This window comes from Streptomyces sp. CC224B, assembly GCF_030010595.1.
In the GTDB taxonomy this organism is placed as follows: domain Bacteria; phylum Actinomycetota; class Actinomycetes; order Streptomycetales; family Streptomycetaceae; genus Streptomyces; species Streptomyces longispororuber.
In genome coordinates, this window is the sequence record NZ_JASCXL010000009.1 from 1 (window position 1) to 22384 (window position 22384).

Annotated in this window: 18 protein-coding genes; 7 read left to right on the forward strand and 11 right to left on the reverse strand. The window is 75.1% G+C overall.

The window, feature by feature from the left end; all coding sequences use genetic code 11:
• Window positions 1-157 precede the first annotated feature (157 nt).
• The 4 genes from QK440_RS05535 to QK440_RS05550 all read right to left on the reverse strand — a co-directional run bounded on the left by QK440_RS05535 (window position 158) and on the right by QK440_RS05550 (window position 5173).
• Entirely contained in the window at window positions 158-1087 is a 930-nt protein-coding gene (locus QK440_RS05535) for a DUF2510 domain-containing protein (RefSeq protein ID WP_282791829.1), read from the reverse strand.
• Between the two features lie 274 nt (window positions 1088-1361).
• Window positions 1362-2564, reverse strand: coding sequence for an anhydro-N-acetylmuramic acid kinase (locus QK440_RS05540; protein ID WP_282791830.1), 1203 nt, complete (start codon window positions 2562-2564; stop codon window positions 1362-1364).
• Window positions 2565-2870: 306 nt separating this feature from the next.
• Window positions 2871-3905 (reverse strand): acyl-CoA dehydrogenase family protein, encoded by a 1035-nt coding sequence (locus tag QK440_RS05545; protein WP_282791831.1) that lies wholly within the window; start codon window positions 3903-3905, stop codon window positions 2871-2873.
• Complete coding sequence (locus QK440_RS05550; RefSeq protein WP_282791832.1) at window positions 3905-5173, reverse strand: acyl-CoA dehydrogenase family protein; 1269 nt, start codon at window positions 5171-5173, stop codon at window positions 3905-3907. The genes QK440_RS05545 and QK440_RS05550 overlap by 1 nt, the downstream gene beginning before the upstream one ends.
• Before the next feature lie 146 nt (window positions 5174-5319).
• Between QK440_RS05550 and QK440_RS05555 the strand changes: the two genes are divergently transcribed.
• The 4 genes from QK440_RS05555 (at window position 5320) to QK440_RS05570 (ending at window position 10911) form a co-directional block, all read left to right on the forward strand.
• A complete protein-coding gene (locus QK440_RS05555; RefSeq protein WP_282791833.1) occupies window positions 5320-6102 on the forward strand; it encodes an SDR family oxidoreductase in 783 nt (260 codons plus the stop codon).
• 210 nt (window positions 6103-6312) lie between these two features.
• Entirely contained in the window at window positions 6313-6867 is a 555-nt protein-coding gene (locus QK440_RS05560; protein WP_190136502.1) for a TetR/AcrR family transcriptional regulator, read from the forward strand.
• Window positions 6868-6912: 45 nt separating this feature from the next.
• Window positions 6913-8070 (forward strand): acetyl-CoA C-acetyltransferase, encoded by a 1158-nt coding sequence (locus QK440_RS05565; protein WP_282791834.1) that lies wholly within the window; start codon window positions 6913-6915, stop codon window positions 8068-8070.
• Between the two features lie 192 nt (window positions 8071-8262).
• A complete protein-coding gene (locus QK440_RS05570; RefSeq protein ID WP_282791835.1) occupies window positions 8263-10911 on the forward strand; it encodes an AAA family ATPase in 2649 nt (882 codons plus the stop codon).
• A 200-nt stretch (window positions 10912-11111) separates the two neighbouring features.
• Here the strand turns inward: QK440_RS05570 and QK440_RS05575 are convergent, their stop codons facing one another.
• From QK440_RS05575 to QK440_RS05590, 4 genes are all read right to left on the reverse strand, one after another.
• Window positions 11112-12242: a nitronate monooxygenase family protein gene (locus QK440_RS05575; protein ID WP_282791836.1), complete on the reverse strand. Its 1131-nt coding sequence runs from the start codon at window positions 12240-12242 to the stop codon at window positions 11112-11114.
• Window positions 12239-13012 (reverse strand): CoA-transferase, encoded by a 774-nt coding sequence (locus QK440_RS05580; protein ID WP_282791837.1) that lies wholly within the window; start codon window positions 13010-13012, stop codon window positions 12239-12241. The genes QK440_RS05575 and QK440_RS05580 overlap by 4 nt, the downstream gene beginning before the upstream one ends.
• Window positions 13009-13857, reverse strand: coding sequence for a CoA-transferase (locus tag QK440_RS05585; RefSeq protein ID WP_282791911.1), 849 nt, complete (start codon window positions 13855-13857; stop codon window positions 13009-13011). Before QK440_RS05585 ends, QK440_RS05580 begins: the two co-directional genes overlap by 4 nt.
• 95 nt (window positions 13858-13952) lie before the next feature.
• Window positions 13953-14765 (reverse strand): enoyl-CoA hydratase family protein, encoded by an 813-nt coding sequence (locus QK440_RS05590; protein WP_282791838.1) that lies wholly within the window; start codon window positions 14763-14765, stop codon window positions 13953-13955.
• Window positions 14766-14836: 71 nt separating this feature from the next.
• Here QK440_RS05590 and QK440_RS05595 point away from each other — a divergent pair, with 71 nt between their 5' ends.
• Window positions 14837-15631 (forward strand): SDR family oxidoreductase, encoded by a 795-nt coding sequence (locus tag QK440_RS05595; RefSeq protein ID WP_282791839.1) that lies wholly within the window; start codon window positions 14837-14839, stop codon window positions 15629-15631.
• A gap of 163 nt (window positions 15632-15794) precedes the next feature.
• Window positions 15795-16721, forward strand: coding sequence for an SDR family oxidoreductase (locus QK440_RS05600; RefSeq protein WP_282791840.1), 927 nt, complete (start codon window positions 15795-15797; stop codon window positions 16719-16721).
• Between the two features lie 291 nt (window positions 16722-17012).
• On the opposite strand, the gene QK440_RS05605 is transcribed toward QK440_RS05600, so the two are convergent.
• The 3 genes from QK440_RS05605 to QK440_RS05615 form a co-directional block, all read right to left on the reverse strand.
• Window positions 17013-17960: a DUF3048 domain-containing protein gene (locus QK440_RS05605; RefSeq protein ID WP_282791841.1), complete on the reverse strand. Its 948-nt coding sequence runs from the start codon at window positions 17958-17960 to the stop codon at window positions 17013-17015.
• A gap of 211 nt (window positions 17961-18171) precedes the next feature.
• Window positions 18172-19956: an FAD-dependent oxidoreductase gene (locus QK440_RS05610; RefSeq protein ID WP_282791842.1), complete on the reverse strand. Its 1785-nt coding sequence runs from the start codon at window positions 19954-19956 to the stop codon at window positions 18172-18174.
• Between the two features lie 230 nt (window positions 19957-20186).
• Window positions 20187-21260 (reverse strand): ATP-dependent DNA ligase, encoded by a 1074-nt coding sequence (locus QK440_RS05615; RefSeq protein WP_282791843.1) that lies wholly within the window; start codon window positions 21258-21260, stop codon window positions 20187-20189.
• Window positions 21261-21333: 73 nt separating this feature from the next.
• Between QK440_RS05615 and ligD the strand changes: the two genes are divergently transcribed.
• Window positions 21334-22350 carry a non-homologous end-joining DNA ligase gene (gene ligD / locus QK440_RS05620; protein ID WP_282791844.1) on the forward strand — a complete coding sequence of 339 codons (1017 nt, stop codon included), beginning with the start codon at window positions 21334-21336 and terminating at the stop codon, window positions 22348-22350.
• Window positions 22351-22384 lie beyond the last annotated feature (34 nt).

The window sequence follows — 22384 nt, forward strand, 5'->3', positions numbered from 1 at the left end:
GCGGGCCGGGCGGCGGCGGCGCCCCCCGCCGCCGCGCCCCCCCCCCCCGGGGGGGGGGGGGGCGCCGGCCCCGCCCCGGGGGGGGGGGCCGCCGCCCCCCCCCCCCCCCCCGACGGCGGTTTTCCCCCGGCTCTCCGGGGCCCGCGGCCGCCCCGCGCTAGACCTGCTGCCCGTCGCCGCCGCCCCCGCCGCGGGCCTCCTTGATCCCCTTGGTGATCACGTCCATGGACGACACGGGCGGCGCGTCCTCGTGGTCGTCGACGCCGAAGCGGACCAGCACCATCGTCATGTCGTCGGCGGGGGACTTGAACGCGAGCGACTGCACGTAGCCGTCCGGGCCCTTACGGGTGTCGGCCTTCCACCGCACGAGATAGCCCTTCTGCCCGGCCACCGTGACCGGCTTCGAGAGGAGCTCCTTGTGCGACTTCAGCGAGCCGCCGTAGATCGTGCCGCCGTAGGACTCCTCCGCGTTCTTCTCGATGTCCGCCTTGGCCGCCGCCTCCGGCGTCGACGCGGTGACCTTCAGCCGGACCGCGGGCGCCGAGAAGGCGCCGCCGCGCACGCACTGCTTGCCGGAGTCGCCGGGGCAGGGGTACTCGCCGGTCTTCACGCCCGCGCCGACCCCGCTCGACTCGCCTTCCCAGCCGTCCGGGACGGGCATGCTGATCCCGCTCGCGGTGTCGGTGGCGTACCCCTTCTCCGTCTCGGGCCCCTCGGACGGGCCCGGCGAACCGTCGGGCGACTCGCTTCCGCCGTCGTCGTCGGGGCCCGGCTTCTCGGGCGCGGACGAGGCCGGGGGCTTGGCGCTGTCCTTGTCGTCGTCCTTGTCGTCGGCGGTCAGCGCGTAGACGCCGCCGCCGATGCCCGCGAGGAGGACCAGCACGACGCCCACGCCGATCGCCGTACGGACACGGCGCCGCCGCGGGTCCGGCGGCTGCGGGGGGTAGCCCGGGCCGGGGTGGCCGACGGCGCCCGGGGCGCGGACGTGATCGGTCCACGTGGTCCCGTCCCACCACCGCTCGGAGGGCGGGGCGCCAGGGATCTGCCCGGGGTCGGGGTACCAGCCGGGGGGAGTCGCGTGCGTCATGGCCGTCAGGGTAGGACCCCCGCCTGAAAGCCCGATGAGAGGGGGGCCGCGGGTTCCGGCCAACTCCCGCCCGCCGACACGGGTTCGTCCCGGTCAGACCGATATGCGACACCGCCCCGGGGACCGGTCGTCGTCTCTTCGCTCCTACCGGTTGTCGTCCCCTTGCCTCGACCGGTTGTCGTCCTCTTGGCCCGACGACCGGACGGCTGCTCACCCCTGCGCGCGGGCCGTCAGCCCGGCCGGACCGGTCATGCCCGCCCAGCCGGACCAGTCGTCAGCCGCGCTGGCCGTCCACCACCAGGCGGGTCGGCGTCGGCACCGGTGTCTCCCGGCCCGCGCCGGCCAGGCCCGGCAGGCGGAGTCCCGCGCGGCCGGGGGTGATCGAACCGAGGACGCTCGGGTGCCGCGCCCCGGTGCTCGCCGGTACGGTGCCGGGCAGGCCGTGGGCCGTCAGGAAGCCCAGGACGGCGAAGGCGTACGACTCCTTCGCCGCCGACGGCAGCCCGAGGTCGTCGGAGCGGCGCACCGGCACGGCGGGGCCCAGCTCCTCGCGCAGTATCGCCATGAGCGCGGGGTTGCGGACGCCGCCGCCGGAGGCGAGCACCTCCGTCGCCCCGGTCGCGCGTACCGCCGCCGCGACCGTCAGCGCCGTCAACCGCGTCAGCGTCGCCACCACGTCCTCGGCCGCCAGCCCCTCGAACCCCCGCAGCGCCTGGCGCAGATAGGCCGGGTGGAACAGCTCCTTGCCCGTCGTCTTGGGCGCGGGCAGCGCGTAGTACGGCTCGTCGAGCAGCCGGGCGAGCAGCTCCTCGTGCACCGTGCCGCACGCGGCGAGCTCGCCCCCTCGGTCGTACGCCAGGTGCGCGGCCCGGCCCTCGGGCGTCAGCTCCCGCACCGCCGCGTCGATGAGGGCGTTGGCCGGGCCCGTGTCGTACGCGGTGCCGTCCGGGGCGGTGATGTTGGCGATGCCGCCCAGGTTCAGCGCCACCGGGGTGCCGGCCCGGCCGCGCAGCCACATCTGGTCCACCAGGCTCACCAGCGGCGCGCCCTGGCCGCCCGCCGCGACGTCCCGCGGCCGGAAGTCCGCGACCACCGGCAGGCCCGTGGCCTCCGCGATCCACGCGGGCTGGCCGATCTGCAGGGTGCCGCGGACCTGCCCGTCGGCCACCCAGTGGTAGACGGTCTGCCCGTGGGAGGCGACCAACTCGGCGCGCCCGTCGCACAGTTCCCTGTCCGCCTCCACGGCCGCGGCGGCGAAGGCCTGCCCGATGAGCGTGTCGAGGCGGCACACGTCGGCCAGCGTGGTGGCCGCCGGGGGCAGGGCGGTCGCCAGGGCCGAGCGGAGCGCGTCGTCGTAGCCGCGGCTGATGAGGCCCAAGGGGGTCATGACCAGGCGGTCGCCGTCGAGGTCGAGGTCGACGGCGCCGGCGTCGATGGCGTCGTAGGAGGTGCCGGACATCAGGCCGATCACACGCACGGAGTCTCCTCTTTCCGGTCTTCCGGTTCCGCCAGCCCGCGCCGGGCACGGCCCTTCCCACTATGCCCCCCTACCGCGGCCCCTCAAGGAAGCGCCCCCTCCGCCCCGGATCAATGCGCTTTCCCCACGCGCCCCTTGGGAAGCCGCACTACCACCGGGCGCGCGCACCAAGCCCGGCACGGCGCCCTCCCCGAGCCCGGTACCACCATGCTTCCGGCCCGGTGCCACCCCCGTGACGCCCGCGCGAGCGCCGCGTGCGCCCCCGCCGCCTCGGGCTCGTCCGTACGGGGATGCCGAGCGGGGTGCTCATCCGAGGCGGCCGGGGCCTGTCGGTCTCCCCGGGCTCACCGGGGCGGGGGGCAGGGCCAGGCCGCGCCAGTGGCTGACGCTGCCCCAGGCTCCCCGCAGGGCGCGTGCCTTGAGGAGCCACAGGGACAGGTCGTACGCGGAGCTGTAGCCGATCGCGCCGTGCAACTGGAGCGCGGCCCGCGCCGAGCGGTACGCCGCCTCGGCCGCCGCGACCTTGGCGGCCGCCACGTCCCCCCACCCTTCCTCGGGCAGCGTCACCGCCGCCCCGAACACCAGCGGCCACGCGAACTCCAGCCCCACCAGCACGTCCGCGAGGCGGTGCTTGACGGCCTGGAAGGAGCCGACCGGGACCCCGAACTGCGTCCGCTGCTTCACGTACGCCACGGTCCGGTCGAGCAGCGCCGTCCCCACGCCGAGGCACTGCGCGGCCGTGGCGAGGGCCGCCCACCGCAGGGCCCACCGCGCCGCCTCGGCCACCACGGGCCCGGAGGCGAGCACCTCCCCGCCGGGCAGGGGCTTGGCGAGGCGCCGCGCCGGGTCGAGGGACGCCCGCACGCGCGCGTGCCCGGGCGCGAGCCGCACCTGCTCGGCCTCGACGGCGAGGACGAGCGACGCGGCGTCCGCGTCGAGCACGTACGGCCCCGTACCGGGCAGCGCGAGCGTCGCCCTGGCCTCACCCGCCACCAGGGAGGGCAGCAGCCGCTTCGCGGGCCCGGTCACGCCCCGCTCGGCGAGCCGGGTGAGGAGCGCCGCCGCGGCCGCGGTCTCCACCAGCGGCCCGGGCACCGCGTGCCGCCCCAGCTCCACGAAGGCGACGGCCACGTCGACGGGCAGCGGCCCCACGCCCTCGTACTCCTCGCCCGCCACCAGCGTGAACACCCCGGTGTCCGCGAGCCGCCGCCACACCGCCGCGCCCGGCGCGTGGTCCCCGGCGGCCCAGGCGCGTGCCACCGCCGGGGTGTCCGCGGCCGTCAGCAGGCCGTCGAGGGAGCGCGCGAACGCCCGCCGCTCGTCGTCCAGGAGGAACCTCATCAGCGCCGCCCCCTGGGCAGGCCGAGCAGCCGCTCGGCGATGATGTCGCGCTGGATCTCGTTGGTGCCCGCGTAGATCGGGCCCGCGAGGGAGAAGACGTACCCCTCGGTCCAGGCCGACGGATCCCCCCAGCCGCCCTCCGCTCCTCGGGCCTCCGTGCCCCGAGCCTCTGCCCCCCGGGCCACCGCGCCCCGAGCCTCCGCGCCCGGACTCCCCGCCCTCCGCCCGCCCCCGGCCTGGCTCTCCGTCAACTCCCCCTCCGCACCCAGCAGGTCCAGCGCCGCCTCGTGCACCGCGATGTCGTACTCCGACCAGAACACCTTGTTCAGGCTGGACTCGGCGCCGAGCGTGCCGCCGGCCCGGATGCGGGAGGCGCCGGCCCACGTGAAGAGCTGGTACGCGCGGGCGCCGATCACCGCGTCGGCCACCCGGTCGCGCAGCGCCGTGTCGGCCACGTCGCCGTACGCGTGCCACAGCCGCACCAGGCGGTCCGCCGTGGCGAGGAAGCGGCCAGGGGAGCGCAACGTCAGGCCGCGCTCGGCACTGGCCGTCGACATGGCGATGCGCCAGCCGTCACCGGGCGCCCCGATCACGTCCTCGTCCGGGACGAAGACGTCGTCCAGGAAGACCTCGGCGAAGGCGGGCTTGCCGTCGAGCCTGCCGATCGGACGGATCGTCACACCCTCGGCATCCAGCGGGAACATCACGTACGTCAGGCCCTGGTGCGGCCGCTCCGCGCGCGGGCCGCTGCGGAAGAGGCCGAACGCGCGGTCGGCGAACGCGGCCCGCGACGACCACGTCTTCTGCCCGCTCAGCCGCCAGCCGCCCGCCACCCGCCGGGCGGTGGCCCGCAGCGACGCCAGGTCCGACCCGGCCTCCGGCTCCGACCAGGCCTGCGCCCAGACGACCTCGCCCCGCGCCATCGGGGGCAGCACCCGGGCGCGCTGCTCCGCGGTGCCGTGGTCGAAGAGCGTCGGCGCCAGCAGGCTGATGCCGTTCTGCGAGACGCGGGCCGGGGCGCCCGCGGCGTAGTACTCCTCCTCGAAGAGGAGCCAGGAGACGAGGCCGGCCCCCTGCCCGCCGTACTCCTCGGGCCAGCTCACCACGGACCAGCGGTCCGCCGCCAGCTCGCCCTCCCAGGCGCGGTGGGCGGCGAAGCCCTCCTCGGTCTCCAGGGACGGCAGGGGAGCGCGGGGCACGTGCGCGGCGAGCCAGGCGCGCGCCCGCAGCCGGAACTCCTCTTCCCGCGGGGTGAAGTCGAGGTCCATCCCCTGCTCCCGTCTCTCGCCGCACACGCGGCCGCTCGCCGCTTCCGTCCGCTTCGCCGCCCATCGGCACGCGGCCCTTCCCTAACAACTGTTTGGTAGATTATCGTGCGGAGGGTCGGTCGTCGAGCACTCGATCGGGGGACGCCATGGCAGCACCGACGTACGTGCCCGGACACGGCCTGCTCACCGGCCGCGCCGCGGTCGTCACCGCGGGCGCCGGCGCGGGCATCGGCGGCGCTACGGTCCGCCGCTTCCTGGAGGAGGGGGCCCGCGTCGTCATCGGCGACGCGCACGCGCGCCGCACGAAGGAGGCGGTGGCCGCGCTGGCCGCCGAGTTCGGGGCCGCCCGCGTCGACGGCGTCCGCTGTGACGTCACGGACGAGTCCGAGGTGGCCGCGCTGTTCGACCTGGCCGAGCGGAGCCACGGCGGCCTGGACATCGTCGTGAACAACGCGGGCCTCGGCGGGACGGCGGCCCTCACGGAGATGACCGACGAGGAGTGGCACCGGGTCGTCGACACCACCCTGACCGGTACGTTCCGCTGCACCCGCGCAGCCCTGCGCCGCCTGCGCGCCACCGGCGGCCGGGGAGTCGTGGTGAACAACGCCTCGGTGCTCGGCTGGCGCGCCCAGGCGGGCCAGGCGCACTATGCCGCAGCGAAGGCCGGTGTCATGGCCCTCACCCGGTGCGCCGCCCTGGAGGCCGCCCCGCACGGCATCCGGGTCAACGCGGTAGCGCCGAGCCTCGCCCTCCACCCCCACCTCGCCAAGGTCACCTCGGCCGAGGTGCTGGACGAGCTCACCGCGCGCGAGGCCTTCGGGCGGCCCGCCGAGCCCTGGGAGATAGCCAACGTGATCGTCTTCCTCGCCAGCGGCTACTCCTCGTACATGACGGGCGAGACGGTCTCCGTCAGCAGCAGGCACCCCTAGGCGGAGAATGAGCGCGTGCCGACCCAGAAGCAGACCCAGAAGCAGGCCCCGAAGCAGACCCCGGACCGGAAGCCGAGCCGCAAGCAGACCAGCCGGACCGACCCGGCCGACGTGACTGACCCGACCGACCGAGCCAACCCGGCCAACCGAACCAGCCCGACCCGCCCGGCCAACCCGGCCAAGGACCAGGGCGAGCGCCGCTCCGAGCTCCTGCGCATCGCCGCGGACGTCTTCGCCGAGCAGGGCTACAAGGCCACCACCGTCCGTAAGATCGCGGACGCCGCGGGCATGCTCGCGGGCAGCCTCTACTACCACTTCGACTCCAAGGAGTCGATGCTCGAGGAGATCCTGCGCACGTTCCTGACCGAGCTGTGGGACGGGTACGAGGCCGTCCTCGCCGCGCCGCTCGGCCCGCGCGAAACGCTGGAGGCGCTCGTCACCGAGTCCTTCCGGGAGATCGACCGGCACCGCGCGGCCGTGGCGATCTACCAGAAGGAGTCCCGGCACCTGGTCGCCCAGACGCGCTTCGAGTACCTCCTGGAGTCCCAGCGGCGCTTCGAGAAGACCTGGCTCACGACGCTCGAACGGGGCGTCGCCGACGGCGTCTTCCGCGCCGACCTGGACGTCCGGCTCACCTACCGGTTCGTCCGCGACACCGTCTGGGTCGCCGCGTCCTGGTACCGGCCGGGCGGCGGCCACAGCCCCGAGGAGATCGCCCGCCAGTACCTGTCGATGGTGCTGGACGGCATCGCCGTCCGCGCCTAGCCCGGCGCCGCCGCGCGGCGCCCGTCACGCGAGGAGTACGCAGCCATGGCCGAGGCCTACATCGTCGAAGCGGTCCGTACGCCCGTCGGCAGGCGCGGCGGCGGACTCGCCGCCGCGCACCCCGCCGACCTCGGCGCCCACGTGCTCACCGCGCTCATGGAGCGCAGCGGCGTCGACCCCGCCGCCGTCGACGACGTCGTGTTCGGCTGCCTGGACGCGGTCGGCCCGCAGGCCGGGGACATCGCCCGTACGAGCTGGCTCGCCGCCGGGCTGCCCGAAGAGGTGCCGGGCGTCACCGTCGACCGGCAGTGCGGCTCCTCCCAGCAGGCCGTGCACTTCGCCGCGCAGGCCGTCCTCTCCGGCACCCAGGACCTCGTCGTCGCGGGCGGCACGCAGAACATGTCGATGGTCCCCATCGCCTTCGCCTCCCGGCGCGCCGCCGAGCCCCTCGGCCTCACCGAGGGCCCCTTCGCGGGCAGCGCGGGCTGGCGCGCCCGGTACGGTGACAAGCCCGTCAACCAGTTCCACGGCGCCGAGCTGATCGCCGAGGAACGGGGCATCTCCCGCCGGGAGATGGAGGAGTACGCGCTCGGCTCCCACCGGCGCGCGCTGCGGGCGCTCGACGAGGGCCGCTTCGAGCGCGAGGTCGTCCCGTACGGGGACGTGACCGCCGACGAGGGGCCGCGCCGCGACACGACCCCGGAGAAGATGGCGGCCCTGAAGCCCGTCCTCGACGGCGGCCGGATCACCGCCGCCTGCTCCTCCCAGGTCTCCGACGGCGCCGCCGCTCTCCTCCTCGCCGGTGAACGCGCGGTGCGGGACCACGGCTTGACGCCCCGCGCCCGCGTCCACCACCTCTCCGTGCGCGGCGAGGACCCCATCCGCATGCTCACCGCGCCCATTCCGGCCACCGCGCACGCCCTGCGGAAGACCGGCCTGGCGCTCGACGCCATCGACCTCGTCGAGATCAACGAGGCCTTCGCGCCGGTCGTCCTCGCCTGGCTGCGGGAGACCGGCGCCGACCCGGAGCGGGTCAACGTCAACGGCGGCGCCATCGCCCTGGGTCACCCCCTCGGTGCCACCGGCGCCCGGCTGATGACGACGCTCCTGCACGAACTGGAGCGCACCGGCGGCCGGTTCGGGCTCCAGACCATGTGCGAAGGAGGGGGCCAGGCCAACGTCACGGTCATCGAACGCCTGTGACCCGCGCCCCCGGCCCGGCACGCCGTCCCGGGCCGGCCGCCGCCGCCCACGGCCCGTCCCCCGCGGGTGGCCTGGCATATGACCGTCTGTCACCCGTGCGGGAGGAGCTGGCCGGACCTCGCTCCGTGCCGGGCCCGACCCGGCTAGTCTCAAGTTCTGTACGTCGATTGAGCGACCCCGGGAGGTAGCGCGATGACGCAGGGACGGCCCGGAGGTGGCGCCTGGGCCCCGCTGTGGGAGCGCGACGAGGAGATCCGCGCGGTCGAGCGGGCCGTGTCCGCCCTGTGCTCCGACCGGTCCAACGAGGGCGGCCTGCTCGTCTTCAGCGGCGAGGCCGGCATCGGCAAGACCGCGCTCATGGCCGAAGTGCGCCGCATCGCCCACGGCCGGGCCACCGTGTGGGCCGCGCGCGGCGGCGAGACCCTCCGGTCCGTGCCCTTCAACGTGGTGCGCCAGCTCCTCCAGCCCGCGCTCCTCGCCTTCACCCCCGACGAGGCCCGGGCCTACCTCGACGACTGGTACGAGATCGCCGGCCCCGCCCTCGGCATAGCCGAACCCGGCAGCGGCAGGCCCGACCCGCACGCCGTGTGCGACGGCCTGGTCGCCGTGGTCTCCCGTCTCGCCCGGCTGCACTGGCCGCTCGTCCTGCTCGTCGACGACGCGCACTGGGCCGACCAGGAGACGCTGACCTGGCTCGCCGCGTTCGCGGAGCACCTCGACGACCTCCCCGTCCTCGTCGTGGTGGCCCACCGGCCCGGTGACGCCCAGGGCGAGAGCGTCCGCCTGCTCGACCGGATCGGCCAGGCGGCCCGGCCCGCGACCGTCCTGCGCGCCCTCACCCCGGACGCCACGGCGGGCCTGACCCGCGCCACGCTCGGGGAGCACGCCGACGCCCCCTTCTGCCGCGAGGTGTGGGCCGTCACCGGCGGCAACCCGTACGAGTCCGTGGAGCTCCTCGCCAAGGTGCAGGACTGCGAGATGGAGCCGGTCGAAAGCTCCGCCGCCGAACTGCGCGCCCTGAACCGCACCGCGCGCGGCCGCGGCCTCGTCGCCCGCCTGGAGGAACTCGGCACCGACGTCGTCCGCTTCGCCTGGGCCGGCGCGATCCTCGGTTCCGCGATCTCCGTCGACCTCGCCGCGTCCCTCGCCGGGATGCGCCGCGACGAGGCCGAGCGATGCGCGGAGCGGCTGCGCGCCGCGCGCATCGTGACCGGCGGCGAGGAGGGCCTGGAGTTCGTGCACCCGCTGATCGCCTCGGCCGTGTACGACTCCATCCCGCCCGCCACCCGCACCGCCATGCACGGCCGTGCCGCATGGGCCGTCACCCGCTCCGGCCGCGGCGCCGCTGCCGCCTCCCGGCACCTGCTGCAAGTCATCCCGGACGACGATCCCGAGCTCGTCGAGCAACTGCGCCAGGCCGCCACCGAGCACCTCGCGGTCGGCGCGCCCGACGCCGCCCGGCGCTGCCTGGAGCGGGCCCTGCGCGAACCGCCCCGGCCCGACGTGCACGCCCACGTGCTCTACGAACTCGGCTGCGCCACCCTGCTCACCTCACCCGTCACCACCATCGGCCACCTGCGGGAGGCCCTGGCGATGCGCGGCCTGAGCCAGGAGCTGCGCGTCGACGCCGTGTGCCGCCTGTCCCAGGCGCTGGTCCACAACGACCAGCTCGGCGAGGGCCTGCACGCCATCGCCGAGGAGGCCGCCCGGCTGCCGGAGGGGCCCGCCCGGCTCCGCCTCCAGGCCGTGCACTTCATGTGGGAGGGCATCCACGCGGGCGAGGAGGACTCACCCGGGCGCTCCCGCCGCCTCGCCGCGCTCGCCGGCCCCCTGACCGGCCGCGACAACGCCGAGCGGGCCCTGCTCATCCTGCGCGCCTTCGACGCGATGACCCGCGGCGAGAACGCCGAGGAGGTCGTCGAGCTGTGCGACCGCGCCCTCGTCAACGGCCGCCTCGCGCCCGGCCTCGGCTGGACCGACGCCGAGTGGAGCTTCGAGCTGCGCCTCATGCTGGGCGGCTCGTACGCGTTCGCCGACCGGCTCGACCGCGCCGAGAGCCTGTTCACCGAGGCGGTCAAGGCCTATGAGACGGCGGGCTGGAGCGGCGGCCACCTCGCGCTCGCGCACGCCTTCCTCGGCTACGTGTACCGCCGCCGCGGACGGCTCAGGGACGCCGAGAAGTCAGTGCGCGAGAGCCTGCGACTGGCCGACCGCGTCGGCCAGGGCCAGCTCCCGATGCACTGGGAGGCGGCCAGCATGCTCATCGACACGCTGCTGGCCCGCGGCCACGCCGAGCAGGCCGAGGCCGTCGCCGAGCGCTACGGCTTCGCGCCGCCCTCCGCGTCCACGATCTACGTCCCCGACGCGATGTCCGTCCGCGGCCGGCTGCTCCTCGCGCTCGGCCGCCGGGAGGAAGGGCTGAACGAACTGGAGGCCACGGCGAAGGCGCTGACCGCGCGCGGCCAGTACAACACGGTGCTCGCGCCGTGGGCGTACGACCTGGCGCGGGCGCTCGCCGCCGAGGACCCGCGGCGCGCCGCCGACATCGCCGCCGACGCCCGCGTCCAGGCCGAGCGCTTCGGTACGGACACGGCCATCGGCGAGGCCCTGCGGTGCGAGGCCGCGCTGGCGTCCGGCCCGCGCTCCACCGCCCTGTACGCCAAGGCCGTGGCCTATCTGGAGGCCTCGCCCTGCGCGTACGAGCACGCCGTCGCACGCGTCGAGTACGGGCTGGCCGCGGGCAGCGTGGAGGAGCTGGAGCGGGGGCTCGCGCTGGCGCGGAGCTGTGGGGCGGACGGGTTGGCGGCTCGTGCCGAGCGGGGGCTGGCGGGGGCGCCTTGAGCGGGGGTTGTCGGCCTTCGGCCTCGTCCTCAAGCGCCGGACGGGCTGATTCTCGCGCTGCGCGCTCGTCCTCAAGCGCCGGACGGGCTTGATCCTCGCGCTGCGCGCTTGTCCTCAGACGCCGGACCGGCTTGATCCTCGCGCTGCGCGCTTGTCCTCAGACGCCGGACCGGCTTGGTCTTCGCGCTGCGCGCTTGTCCTCAAGCGCCGGACGGGCTTGATTCTGCTCCAGGTGGGCTGGTTTCCGCTCCGGTTTGAGGTCTGCTGTGCTCGTCGCGTAAGCGTGTGAGGGTTTCGTGGGCCTCCTCCATGATGCGGGTGATGAGGGTCTCGCAGGTCGGGAGGTCGTTGATGAGGGCCGTTACCTGGCCGGCGGCCATGATGCCTTGGTCGGGGTCGCCGTCCACCATGGCCGTCCTGAGGAGCATGGGGGTGTTCGCGGCCAGGAGCGTCCGGGGCCAGGTGAGGTGCTTGGCTCGGCGCAGGGCGCGGCCCTCGCGGAGCAGGTCGGGCCAGGTGCGGCCGGAGAGGCGGCGGAACGCCGCGGCGTGCCGGAGGGCGTGGCGGAGGGTGCGGAGGGGGCCTGCGCGCTCCAGGGCCGTCACCAGGTCCGTGCGGAGCATCCGGTGGGGGAGGCCGTCCACCCGGGCGGTGCGGGTGACGTCCTTGGCCGTGGCCGCCAGATAGCGGGCCTTCACCGCGTCGGGGACCGGCGAGTCCGAGGTGAGCAGGAAGCGGGTGCCCATGGCCACGCCCGCCGCGCCGTACGCGAGGGCCGCCACCAGGCCGCGGCCGTCGTGGAAGCCGCCCGCCGCGATCACGGGGATGTCCACGGCGTCCACGACCTGCGGCAGCAGCACGGTCGTGGCCACGTCGCCGGTGTGGCCGCCGCCCTCGCCGCCCTGGACGAGGACGGCGTCCGCGCCCCACGCCGCGACCTTCTCCGCGTGCCGGCGGGCGCCCACGGACGGGATGACGAGGACACCGGCGTCCTTGAGCTCGGCGACGAGGTCCCGGGACGGGGCCAGCGCGAAGGACGCCACGCGTACGCCCTCGGCGGCGAGCAGCCGGACGCGGTCGCGCGCGTCGACCGCGTCCGCGCGCAGGTTCACCCCGAACGGCGCGTCCGTGCGGGACTTCACCTCCCGTACCGCCGCGCGCAGCTGGTCCAGCGTCATCGTGGCGGAGGCCAGCACGCCCAGCGCCCCCGCCGCGGCCGTCGCGGACACCAGGCGGGGGCCCGCGACCCAGCCCATGCCGGTCTGCACGACCGGGTGCCGCACCCCGACGAGCCGGGTCAGCGGCGTCCGGAGGAGCGGCACGGCCGTCATGAGGGGACCTCGCGCTCGCGCAGGCCGGTGGGGTCCAGGACGTCGCGGATCAGGTGGAGCTCGGCCGGGGTGGGCGCGCGGGTGACGTCCGGGTCGTCGGGGACGTACAGGTCGAAGGCGGTCGCCTCGCGGATCTCCCGCGGGGTCACGCCCGGATGCGCGGACACCAGACGCATCGAGCGGTCGGGGGTCGCGAAGTCGAAGACGCCCAGGTTCGACACGACGCGGCGCAGGTCGTGGAAGCGGGTCGCCGCCGGGCCCGCCGCCGCGGCGCGGTCGTGACCGACGCCGCTGACCATGTCGACCCGCTCGACGAACACCCGCCTCGCGTGCTTCGGGATCCAGTAGCTGACGGGGTGGTTGAGGGTGTTGGCGGGCGCGCCGCGGGCGCCGATGAGCTGCCGGGCGGGGCGGTGCCAGTCGCCCACGCAGGAGATGTTCTGGTTGCCGAAGCGGTCGATCTGGCTCGCGCCCATCATCACGTGCCGCCGCCCGCCCAGCACCATCGTCAGATGGCGGCGGTACGGCAGCCAGCCCTCCGTGACCGCCGGGCGCGCCCCCAGCGCGGGCACGTCGCCCATCAGGAGCGCCTCGCCGTCCGTGAGCAGCAGTTCGGGCGCGAACGTCAGCTTGGCGAGACGGGCCCCGAGGGCCGGGACCGTGCCCATGGGGGAGGCCAGGATCTCCCCGTCGCCGCGCCAGGCCTCGGCGCACGCCACGACGCAGTACTCGGCTCGGGTAGCGCCCGGGGGAGGCGCGGGGCGCGTCATCGCTGCTCCTTGTGCCAGGCCTGGACGGCGAGGTGGTAGTCCTCCTCGTCGCCGGACAGGAAGCGGCGGCGGAAAGCCTCCCAGGCCGCCGGGTCGGCCGCGGCGGCGGCGTAGGCCTTCTGGAACGGCTCGTCGCGGCCGTAGTCCGGGGCGCAGGAGGTGAAGTGCGCGCCCTTGGGCGTCTGGGTCACGCCCGTGACGCTGTGCCGGGAGACGAGCAGGGTCTGGGGCGCGGCGTGCCGGGCCGGCTCGCCGGGGGCGACGATCCGCTCGCACGACACGTACGCCGCCTCGGCGGCCTCGCAGAACAGGTCGTCGAAGTACGGGTCGGGCCCCAGGTACTGGCCGTTGCCGCGGCGGTCGGCGCGGTTCAGGTGCACCAGGGCCGCGTCCAGGCGCAGGGCGGGGACCGCGACCAGTTCCTCGCCGTCCTCGTACGGCGACGTGACGGTGCGCAGGCCGGGGTTGACGCGCAGCACGTCCGAGCCGAGGCCCGCGCGCACCGGCAGGAACGGCAGGCGCTGGGCGGCGGCGGTCAGGCCCTGGAGGAGCATCGCCTCGTCCAGCTCGACCAGGTCGAAGGCGCCGCGCTCGCGGGCCGCCCGGAAGTGCGGCTCCAGGGGGATCGAGTCGAGCGTCACGAAGGCCGTGACCAGTGTGCGGATCTTCCCCGCGGCGGCGAGCAGCCCCACGTCCGGGCCGCCGTACGCCACCACCGTCAGGTCGGTGACGGGGGAGCGCAGCAGCGCGCGCACCAGGGCCATCGGCTTGCGGCGTGAGCCCCACCCGCCGATCCCCAGCGTCATCCCGCTCTCCAGACGCCCCACGATCTCCTCGGGGGTCATGGTCTTGTCCCGGACACCTGCCGTGCCATGGGCTCCTGCTTCCGCGGTCCGGGCACCCGCCCCGCCCCGGACGTCCGAAGCGCCCGCCGCGATCGTCATCCCGTGCCCTCCTCGCCCCGTGCGCCCTGGGCGCCGCGCGCCTCCTGTACGCCCCGCGCACCCCGTACGCCCCCCGCGCCGAAGCCGGCGCGGACGCGGGCGGCCACCCCGCTCAGGCCCGCCTCGAAGGTGAAGCCCTGCTCGAAGCGGTAGCTCCGGTGCACGTCCACCGGGTCGATGCCGTTGATCGCGGCCTTTGCCAGGCGCAGCAGCGTGCCGTCCTTGCGGGCTATCTCGTGGGCCAGCTCCAGTGCGGCGGCGGGCAGTTCGGCGCGCGGCACCACCCGCCACACCGAGCCGTGCGCGTGCAGCTCGGCGGCGGTGACCGTACGCCCCGTGTAGTACAGCGTGCGCATCAGGTGCTGGGGGACCAGGCGGGCCAGGTGCGTGGCGGCGCCGAGCGCGCCCCGGTCCAGCTCCGGCAGGCCGAACGTGGCGTCGTCACTCGCCACGACCGCGTCCGCGTTGCCCACGAGGCCGATGCCGCCGCCCAGGCAGAAGCCCTGCACGGCCGCGACGACCGGGACCGCGCAGTCGTACACCGCGGCGAAGGCCTCCGCGCAGCCGTGGTTGACACCGAGCAGCGCGTCGTGGCCGGGGTCGTCGCGCAGCTCCTTGATGTCCACGCCCGCGCTGAACCCCCGGCCCTCGGCGGCGAGGACCACGCAGCGCACCGCCGGGTCACGGGCCGCCGCGCGCACCGCGTCCGCCAGCGCGAACCACCCCCGCACCGGCAGGGCGTTGACCGGGGCGTGGTCCACCGTGACCACGGCCACGCCCTCCCTCGGGGGCGAAGTGGAGACAGGCATCAGAGGATCCGCTACCTTTCGACCAGCGCCTTCAACCAAACATTTGTTAGTCACTCAGGAAGGTAGCAGCGATGACTGACAATCGACAGGTGGTCGTGGTCACCGGCGGTACGCGCGGCGTCGGCGCCGGGATCGCCCGCGGCTTCCTCGCCGCCGGCGCGCACGTCGTCATCTGCGCCCGCAACCCGCCCGCCGAGCCGGTCCGGGCCCCGCGCCAGGGCGCTCACCGCCGCGAAGGCCCGTCAGCCACGGCTGAGTTCCGCCCGGTCGACCTGCGTGACCCCGACGCCGCCCGCGCCTTCTGCGCCGGGGTCGGCGCCGACCGCGGCCGGATCGACGTCCTGGTGAACAACGCCGGGGGCACGCCCTACGGCCTGCTCGCCGACACCTCCGCCGCCCGCCAGGCGAAGATCGTGCAGTTGAACCTGCTCGCGCCGCTCTACACCTCCCTGGCCGCCCACGAGGTGATGAGCCGTCAGGAGAAGGGTGGCGTCATCATCATGATCGGCAGTGTCAGCGGCACCCGTCCCTCGCCCGGCTCCGGGGCCTACGGCGCCGCCAAGGCGGGCCTGGAGAACCTCGCCCGCACGATGGCGGTGGAATGGGCACCGCACGTGCGCGTGAACACCGTCGTGCTCGGCCTGGTGCGCACCGAGAGCGCCCCTCTGCACTACGGCGACGAGGACGGCGTCGCGGCCGTGGCCCGCACCATCCCCCTGGCCCGCCTCGCCGAGCCCGCGGACGCCGCCGACGCCTGCCTCTTCCTCGCCTCCGACGCCGCGCGCTACGTCAGCGGTGCGGCCCTCCACCTGCACGGCGGCGGCGAGCGGCCCGCGTTCCTGGACGCCGCGACCGTGAACCACTGACCCCCCCGGCCGACCCCTCGATCCGCCCGCCGCCCCTGCCAGGAGCAGCCCGCCCCCTGAGACCGAGGCACGCCCCCGCCCCCGTACGCCACTCGTTCCGTACGCCACTCGTCCCGTACGCCACTCGTCCCGTACGTCACCCATTCCGTACGAAGGAGTCCGTATGACCACCACCGCCGCATCCGGGATCTGCGCGGGCCGCGTCGTGATCGTCACCGGCGCGGGCCGGGGCCTCGGCCGGGCGCACGCCCGCGCGTTCGCCGCCGAGGGCGCGCGGGTCGTCGTCAACGACCTGGGAGCCGCCCTGGACGGCTCGGGGGCATCCAGGGGCCCCGCCCAGGACACCGCGGCGGAGATCCGCGCCGCGGGCGGCGACGCCGTCGCCCACTGCGGTGACGTCGCGACGCCCGAGGGGGCGGAGTCCCTGGTGCGGACCGCCGTGGAGACGTACGGGCGCCTCGACACGCTCGTCAACAACGCGGGTTTCCTGCGCGACCGCATGCTCGTCAACCTGGAGGAGGACGACTGGGACGCCGTCCTGCGCGTGCACCTGAAGGGGCACTTCCTGCCCCTGCGGCACGCGGCCCGGCACTGGCGGGCCGCCGCCAAGGCCGGAGGTGCCCCGCACGCGTGCGTGGTCAACACCAGCTCGGGTGCGGGCCTGGCGGGCAGCGTGGGCCAGGGCAACTACAGCGCCGCCAAAGCGGGGATCCTGGGGCTCACGGCGGTCGCCGCCGCCGAACTCGCGCCCTACGGGGTGCGCGTGAACGCCATCGCGCCCGCCGCGCGCACCCGGATGACCGAGCGGACCTTCGCCGAGACCATGGCCGCACCCAGGGAGGGCGGGTTCGACGCGATGGCCCCGGAGAACGTGTCCCCGCTGGTCGTCTGGCTCGGCTCCACCGCCTCCGCCGGGGTCACGGGCCGCGTCTTCGAGGCCGAGGGCGGCCGCATCACCGTCATGGAGGGCTGGCGCCCCGGCCCCAGCGCCGACAAGGGCACCCGCCGTAGCCCCGCCGAGGCGGGCGACACGGCCCTGGAACTGCTCTCCAGGGCCGAACCGCCCCAGCCGGTGTACGGGGCGCGCTGACCCGGGCCGCCCCCGGGCCCGACGCCCGCCGGCACGCTTACGTGAACGGCGGGAACACCCTCTCTCCGCCGGCGCGCGAACACAGCCACGCACACGTAACAGCCACGCATCCCCAGGGGACGCCACCCGGCACGGGGACACGGACCGCCCCGTGTCCGTCCGCGTGCGCCGGGGCCCGGCCCAAGGCCGTGAACGTGACGCCGCCGCGCCCGCGTACGGCGTCGCTCACCGCGTCCCGCCGCAGCGCCCCCGGCGTGCCCGCGCGCGAGACGTCCGGCGCGGGCTGCCACGTCACGCCTTCGTGAACACCACCCACACCGGCCCCGGCGCGAAGGCCAGCGGCCTGCCGTCCGCCGTGGTGAACTCCGTGCCGTCCTGGGGCGACGCCCGCCGCCAGCGCGCCTCGTACGCGCGGCCGTCCCGCAGCACCCGCGCGGTGCCCGAGCCCACGGTGCGGCTGAAGGGCGAGGAGTTGCCCCAGCCGTCGCGGAAGCGCGAGTCGCGGATGTCGACGCGCTGCTCCACCACCGTGGCCGCCGACAGGGCCTTGCCCGACGGCGTCCGGGCGGGCGTGCCGTCCATCGCGATGTGCCAGCGGCCCTCGTACTCGACCCAGGTGAACGCGAAGTTCGCCGAGGGAAAGTCGACCGTGTGCCGCGTCGCCGGGGTGCCGCCCGCCGGTGCGGCCCCGAACCGGAAGCCCGTGCTCTTCAGGCCGGCCTCGTCGACCCGCGCCCCCAGGGCCTTCGGCCGGACGTAGAGGTTGTGCGGCGAGGGCCGTGACTCGTCCCGGTGGTACGCCTTCTCGGTGCTGTCCTCCGGCGGCAGGGCACGCAGCGGGGCCGCGTCGATCAGCGGGAGCAGCTTGGACTGCGCCCCGGAGAACGCGAGCGCCGGGCCGTCGAACTGGCGCAGCAGCTCCAGGTCCGTCTCGCGCGCGCTGCGCACCGGCCCCACCACGGGCGGCAGCTTGCGGGCGTACACCGCCATCAGCCGGCTGAGCCCGGACTCCACCTGCTCCACGTAGACGACGTCGGCCGCCTCCAGGCCGGTCCCCGGCCGCGCCGGCTGGACGTTGTCGATCTTCACGGCGAGGACCCGGCCGTCGGCCGGCTTGCCGGGCGGGCCCTGCCGTACGGCTTCCTTCTCCGGCTTCTCGGGTTTGTCGGCCTGCTCCGCCAGTGTGCAGGCGGGCGCGAGCGCGGCGAGCGCCGTCACCAGGACCGCCGCCCGCCGCACTCGCGCTCCTCGCGCCGTGGTGTGTGCCACGCGTGTTCGCCATGTCATGCCGGGGGTCTACCCGAACCAGCCGGGGGGTCTATCAGAAATTACCCCTTTTCGACCCCTTTTCGGCCCTATTTCGGCCTCATCCAGGCCCAGCTCTCGGCCCATCCGGCCTGGCTTTCAGCCTCATCCCGCCCTGGTTTTCAGCCTCACCCCGTTCCGGCTCTCACCCCAGGTCGAAGGCGTTCGGCAGGCCGAGGCGGTAGCGGGCGCGGTCGGCGCGCTTGAGTCCTTCCAGCTCCGGGGCGCGGTAGAGGGGCTTGACCGTGCACCGCTTCGCGTCCGAGCCCACCCGGTCGAGGAGGGCGTTGACGGCCTGGCGGGCGGCGGCGTTGGCGCCCTCCATGGTGGCCAGGTCGATGTCCACGGCCACGTAGTCGCCCGCCAGGAAGAGGTTCGGGACCTTCGTGGCGGCCGAGGGGCGGTTGTGCAGGGTGCCCACGGGGTGGATGAGGAGCTCGTCGTCGTTCGTGGGGTTCGGGCCGCCGATGCCGTCGACGCCCGGGTCCAGGTACCAGGAGTGCAGCTTGCCGTCGCTCAGCACCTGTTTGCCGGTGTCGTTGAGGTGGGCCTTCAGCTGCGCCCACACCTCGCGCGCCACCTCCTCGCGCGTGCACTTCTTCGCCGTCTTGCCGTACAGGATGCCCGGCTGGTCCCACTCGGAGATGTCCACCGACAGGCAGTCGAGCACGGTGCCGTCGCCGTAGTCGGCGGGGAAGTCGCGGCCCTTCCAGTGCGCGGCCTGCGCGATGCCCGTCAGCGACCACGCCGAGTCGACGCAGTTGAAGTGGCCCTCGACGATGTCCGGCCGCTCCGTCAGATAGAACTGGATGCCCGTCATCCAGTCCGTGCGCAGCTTGTCGCAGCGCGCGAGCTGCGGGTCGGCCGCGCGCAGCGCCGCGCCCCAGGTCCTGCGGGCGTGCTCCACCGGCATGGCCTGCACGTAGTGGTCGGCCGTGACGTCCTGGCGGGCACCCTGGGGGTCCTCGATCACCGCCTTGGTGACGCGTCCGCCGCCGTACGCCACCTCGCGCACGGTCCAGCCGACGCGGAAGTCGACGCCGAGCGATCTCAGGTGCTCCACCCAGGGGTCGATCCAGGCCTCGTTGGTCGGCGCGTTCAGGATGCGGTCGGGCGGGCCGTCCGCGCCCCGGCCGAGCGCGTTGAACACGAAGGCCTCGCCGAGCGTGCCGACGGTGCGGGTGCTGGCCACCTCCGCCTTGGTCGCCACGATGTTGCGGGTCACGCCGATCGCGAGGATGCGCCGGTAGTCGTAGCTCATCCGCTCGGCCCGCACGAAGTCCCACCAGGGCTTGGCCTCCCACTGGTCCTCACGGCGCTCGTCGCAGCTCGTGAGGAAGACCAGGGCGCGGTTCACGAAGTACGCGACCTCGTGCGCGGGGATGCTGAACGCCGTGTCGAGGAACGCGGTGAGCGCGCGGGCGATGTCGTCCAGGGTGAGGTCGGCCGGGTCGCCGTCCCGGCCCGGGATGGGCATCCGGATGTCCTCGCGGCCCCCCGAGCGGGCGAAGCTCATCTCCGGCGGCGCGACCAGGTTGTCCCAGACGCCGTTGCGGTTCCCGGGGAAGGGGATGCGGCGCATCGTGTCCGGCAGGTTGTGGTAGATCCCCGGGATGAAGCGGAAGCCGTGCTCGCCCGGCAGCGGGGCGCGGGAGCCCTTCCCGCTGTCCGGCACGCCGAAGCTGCGGGCCTTGCCGCCGAGCGCGCGGCGCTCGTAGACGGTGACGGCGAAGCCGCGCTCGGCGAGTTCGTGCGCGGCGGTCAGGCCGGCGACGCCGCCGCCCAGCACCGCGACGGTCCTGCCGGACGAGGGCGCGGCGTGGGCGGCCCGTGGCAGGGCGCCCAGGCCCAGCGCGGCGGCGCCGCCGACCGTCGCCGCGCGTGTCACGAAGGTTCTGCGGGTGCTCCCGGATGGCTGCGGCTGCCCCATGCGACTGTCCCCTTACCGTAGGTAACGCCGGTATTGGGCGCGGAGCCTACGGGTGGGTGCGCAGAGGCGGAAGCGGTTCGGGAGCTTTGGCGTGATGTCGTCTGCGAACGCGCGTGTGGGCCGCCGTCGCCGCGGCGAGTCCGGTCCGTGCCGGTGCCGGCCGCCGCGACCGCCGCCGACCGGGACGCGAGCGCGCTCCGGCCGCCGGTGCCCCCGCCCGGCGGAGCCGCTCACTCCGGAGGCGACCCCAGGACCTTGGCCAGATCGTAGCGAGGCGCCTCCTCCAGCTGGGCGTATGTGCACGAGCCGGGGTCGCGGTCGGGCCGCCAGGCGCGGAACTGGGCCGTGTGCCGGAAGCGCGCCCCGTTCTCCATGTGGTCGTACGCCACCTCGCACACCCGCTCCGGCCGCAGCGGCACCCACGACAGGTCCTTCTTCCCCGTCCACCGGCTCACCGCGCCGGGCAGCCGCGCGCTCTCATGGGCGGCCTCGTCCGTCCAGGCGGCCCACGGGTGCTCCGCGGCGGAGTCCATCCGCAGCGGCTCCAGCTCGGCGACGAGCTGTTCGCGCCGCTTCATGGAGAACGCGGCGCACACCCCGACGTGCTGGAGCGCGCCCGCGTCGTCGTACAGGCCGAGCAGCAGCGAGCCGACCACGGGACCGCTCTTGTGGTAGCGGAACCCGGCGACCACGCAGTCCGCCGTCCGCTCGTGCTTGACCTTGTACATGAGGCGCTCGTTCTGTCGGTAGGCGAGGTCGAGGGGCTTGGCGACCACCCCGTCCAGGCCCGCCCCCTCGAAGCTCTCGAACCACTCCCGCGCCACCTCCTGGTCCAGCGTCGCGGGCGCCAGGTGGACCGGGGCCGTGACGCCCTCCAGTGCCTTGACCAGGAGGCGGCGGCGGTCGCGCAGGGGCACGTCCCACAGCGCCTCGTCGAAGAGGGCGAGCACGTCGAAGGCGACGAACGACGCCGGGGTCCGCTCCGCGAGCGTCCGCACCCGCGACTCCGCCGGGTGGATGCGCTCGGTGAGGGCGTCGAAGTCGAGCCGCCCGCCGCGCGCGACGACGATCTCGCCGTCCAGGACGCACCGCTGCGGCAGCCGCTCCCGCAGCGCCTCCACCAGCTCCGGGAAGTAGCGGGTCAGCGGCTTCGCGCCGCGGCTGCCCAGCTCCACGTCGGGGCCGTCCCGGAAGACGATCGCCCGGAAGCCGTCCCACTTCGCCTCGTACTGCATGCCCGGCGGGATCCTCGCCACGGACTTGGCGAGCATGGGCTTCACGGGCGGCATCACCGGCAGGTCCATGATCCGATTCTGCGCCGGGGCGAGGGAAATCGCCCGATATGCGCTCTTCGGGCGGCCCGTCTACCGTGGCCGCATGGGCGCGGGCGCGGCGATCGAGCTGACGGCGGGAGAGCGGACGGTACGGCTCTCCAGCCCCGACCGGGTGCTGTTCCCCGAGCGCGGCTTCACCAAGCGGGACCTGGCGGAGTACTTCCTCGCGGTGGGCGACGGCATCCTGCGTGCGCTGCGCGACCGGCCCACCACCCTGGAGCGCTACCCGGAGGGCGTCACCGGCGAGCACTTCTTCCAGAAGCGCGCCCCCAAGAACCGCCCCGACTGGATTCCGACCGCCACCATCGCCTTCCCCAGCGGCCGCACCGCCGACGAGATGTGCCCGACCGAGGTCGCCGCCGTCGTCTGGGCCGCGCAGTACGGCACGCTCACCTTCCACCCCTGGCCGGTGCGCCGGGGGGACCTCGACCACCCCGACGAGCTGCGCCTGGACCTCGACCCGCAGCCCGGCACGGACTACGCCGACGCCGTCCGCGCCGCCCACGAACTGCGCGCGCTGCTCGACGAGTTCGGCCTGCGCGGCTGGCCGAAGACCTCCGGCGGCCGGGGCCTCCACGTGTTCGTGCCGATCGAGCCGCGCTGGACGTTCACCGAGGTCCGCCGGGCCGCGATCACCTGCGGGCGGGAGCTGGAGCGGCGCATGCCGGGCGAGGTGACGACCGCCTGGTGGAAGGAGGAGCGCGGCGAGCGGATCTTCGTCGACTACAACCAGACCGCCCGGGACCGCACCATCGCCTCCGCCTACTCCGTCCGCGCCGGCCCCCACGCCCCGGTCTCCGCGCCGCTGCGCTGGGACGAGCTCGACGACGCCGTGCCCCGGGACTTCGACCTCGGGACGATGCCCGCCCGCTTCGCCGAACTCGGCGACCTGCACCGGGACATGGACGAGCACGCCTTCTCGCTGGAGAGGCTCCTGGAGCGGGCCGACCGCGACGAGCACGACCACGGCCTCGGCGACCTGCCCTATCCGCCGGAGTACCCGAAGATGCCCGGCGAGCCGAAGCGGGTCCAGCCGAGCCGTGCCCGGCACGACGGCTGAACCCGCCCGCGTCCGCACCCGCCCGCGCTCCCCG

Coding starts and splice junctions, on each gene's coding strand:
- QK440_RS05550 (WP_282791832.1), bottom strand. CDS start 5,173: ATGGACCTCGACTTCACCCCGCGGGAAGAGGAGTTCCGGCTGCGGGCG.
- QK440_RS05610 (WP_282791842.1), bottom strand. CDS start 19,956: ATGGGGCAGCCGCAGCCATCCGGGAGCACCCGCAGAACCTTCGTGACA.
- ligD (WP_282791844.1), top strand. CDS start 21,334: ATGGGCGCGGGCGCGGCGATCGAGCTGACGGCGGGAGAGCGGACGGTA.
- QK440_RS05570 (WP_282791835.1), top strand. CDS start 8,263: ATGACGCAGGGACGGCCCGGAGGTGGCGCCTGGGCCCCGCTGTGGGAG.
- QK440_RS05535 (WP_282791829.1), bottom strand. CDS start 1,087: ATGACGCACGCGACTCCCCCCGGCTGGTACCCCGACCCCGGGCAGATC.
- QK440_RS05565 (WP_282791834.1), top strand. CDS start 6,913: ATGGCCGAGGCCTACATCGTCGAAGCGGTCCGTACGCCCGTCGGCAGG.
- QK440_RS05575 (WP_282791836.1), bottom strand. CDS start 12,242: ATGACGGCCGTGCCGCTCCTCCGGACGCCGCTGACCCGGCTCGTCGGG.
- QK440_RS05545 (WP_282791831.1), bottom strand. CDS start 3,905: ATGAGGTTCCTCCTGGACGACGAGCGGCGGGCGTTCGCGCGCTCCCTC.
- QK440_RS05580 (WP_282791837.1), bottom strand. CDS start 13,012: ATGACGCGCCCCGCGCCTCCCCCGGGCGCTACCCGAGCCGAGTACTGC.
- QK440_RS05555 (WP_282791833.1), top strand. CDS start 5,320: ATGGCAGCACCGACGTACGTGCCCGGACACGGCCTGCTCACCGGCCGC.
- QK440_RS05590 (WP_282791838.1), bottom strand. CDS start 14,765: ATGCCTGTCTCCACTTCGCCCCCGAGGGAGGGCGTGGCCGTGGTCACG.
- QK440_RS05585 (WP_282791911.1), bottom strand. CDS start 13,857: ATGACCCCCGAGGAGATCGTGGGGCGTCTGGAGAGCGGGATGACGCTG.
- QK440_RS05615 (WP_282791843.1), bottom strand. CDS start 21,260: ATGGACCTGCCGGTGATGCCGCCCGTGAAGCCCATGCTCGCCAAGTCC.
- QK440_RS05600 (WP_282791840.1), top strand. CDS start 15,795: ATGACCACCACCGCCGCATCCGGGATCTGCGCGGGCCGCGTCGTGATC.
- QK440_RS05595 (WP_282791839.1), top strand. CDS start 14,837: ATGACTGACAATCGACAGGTGGTCGTGGTCACCGGCGGTACGCGCGGC.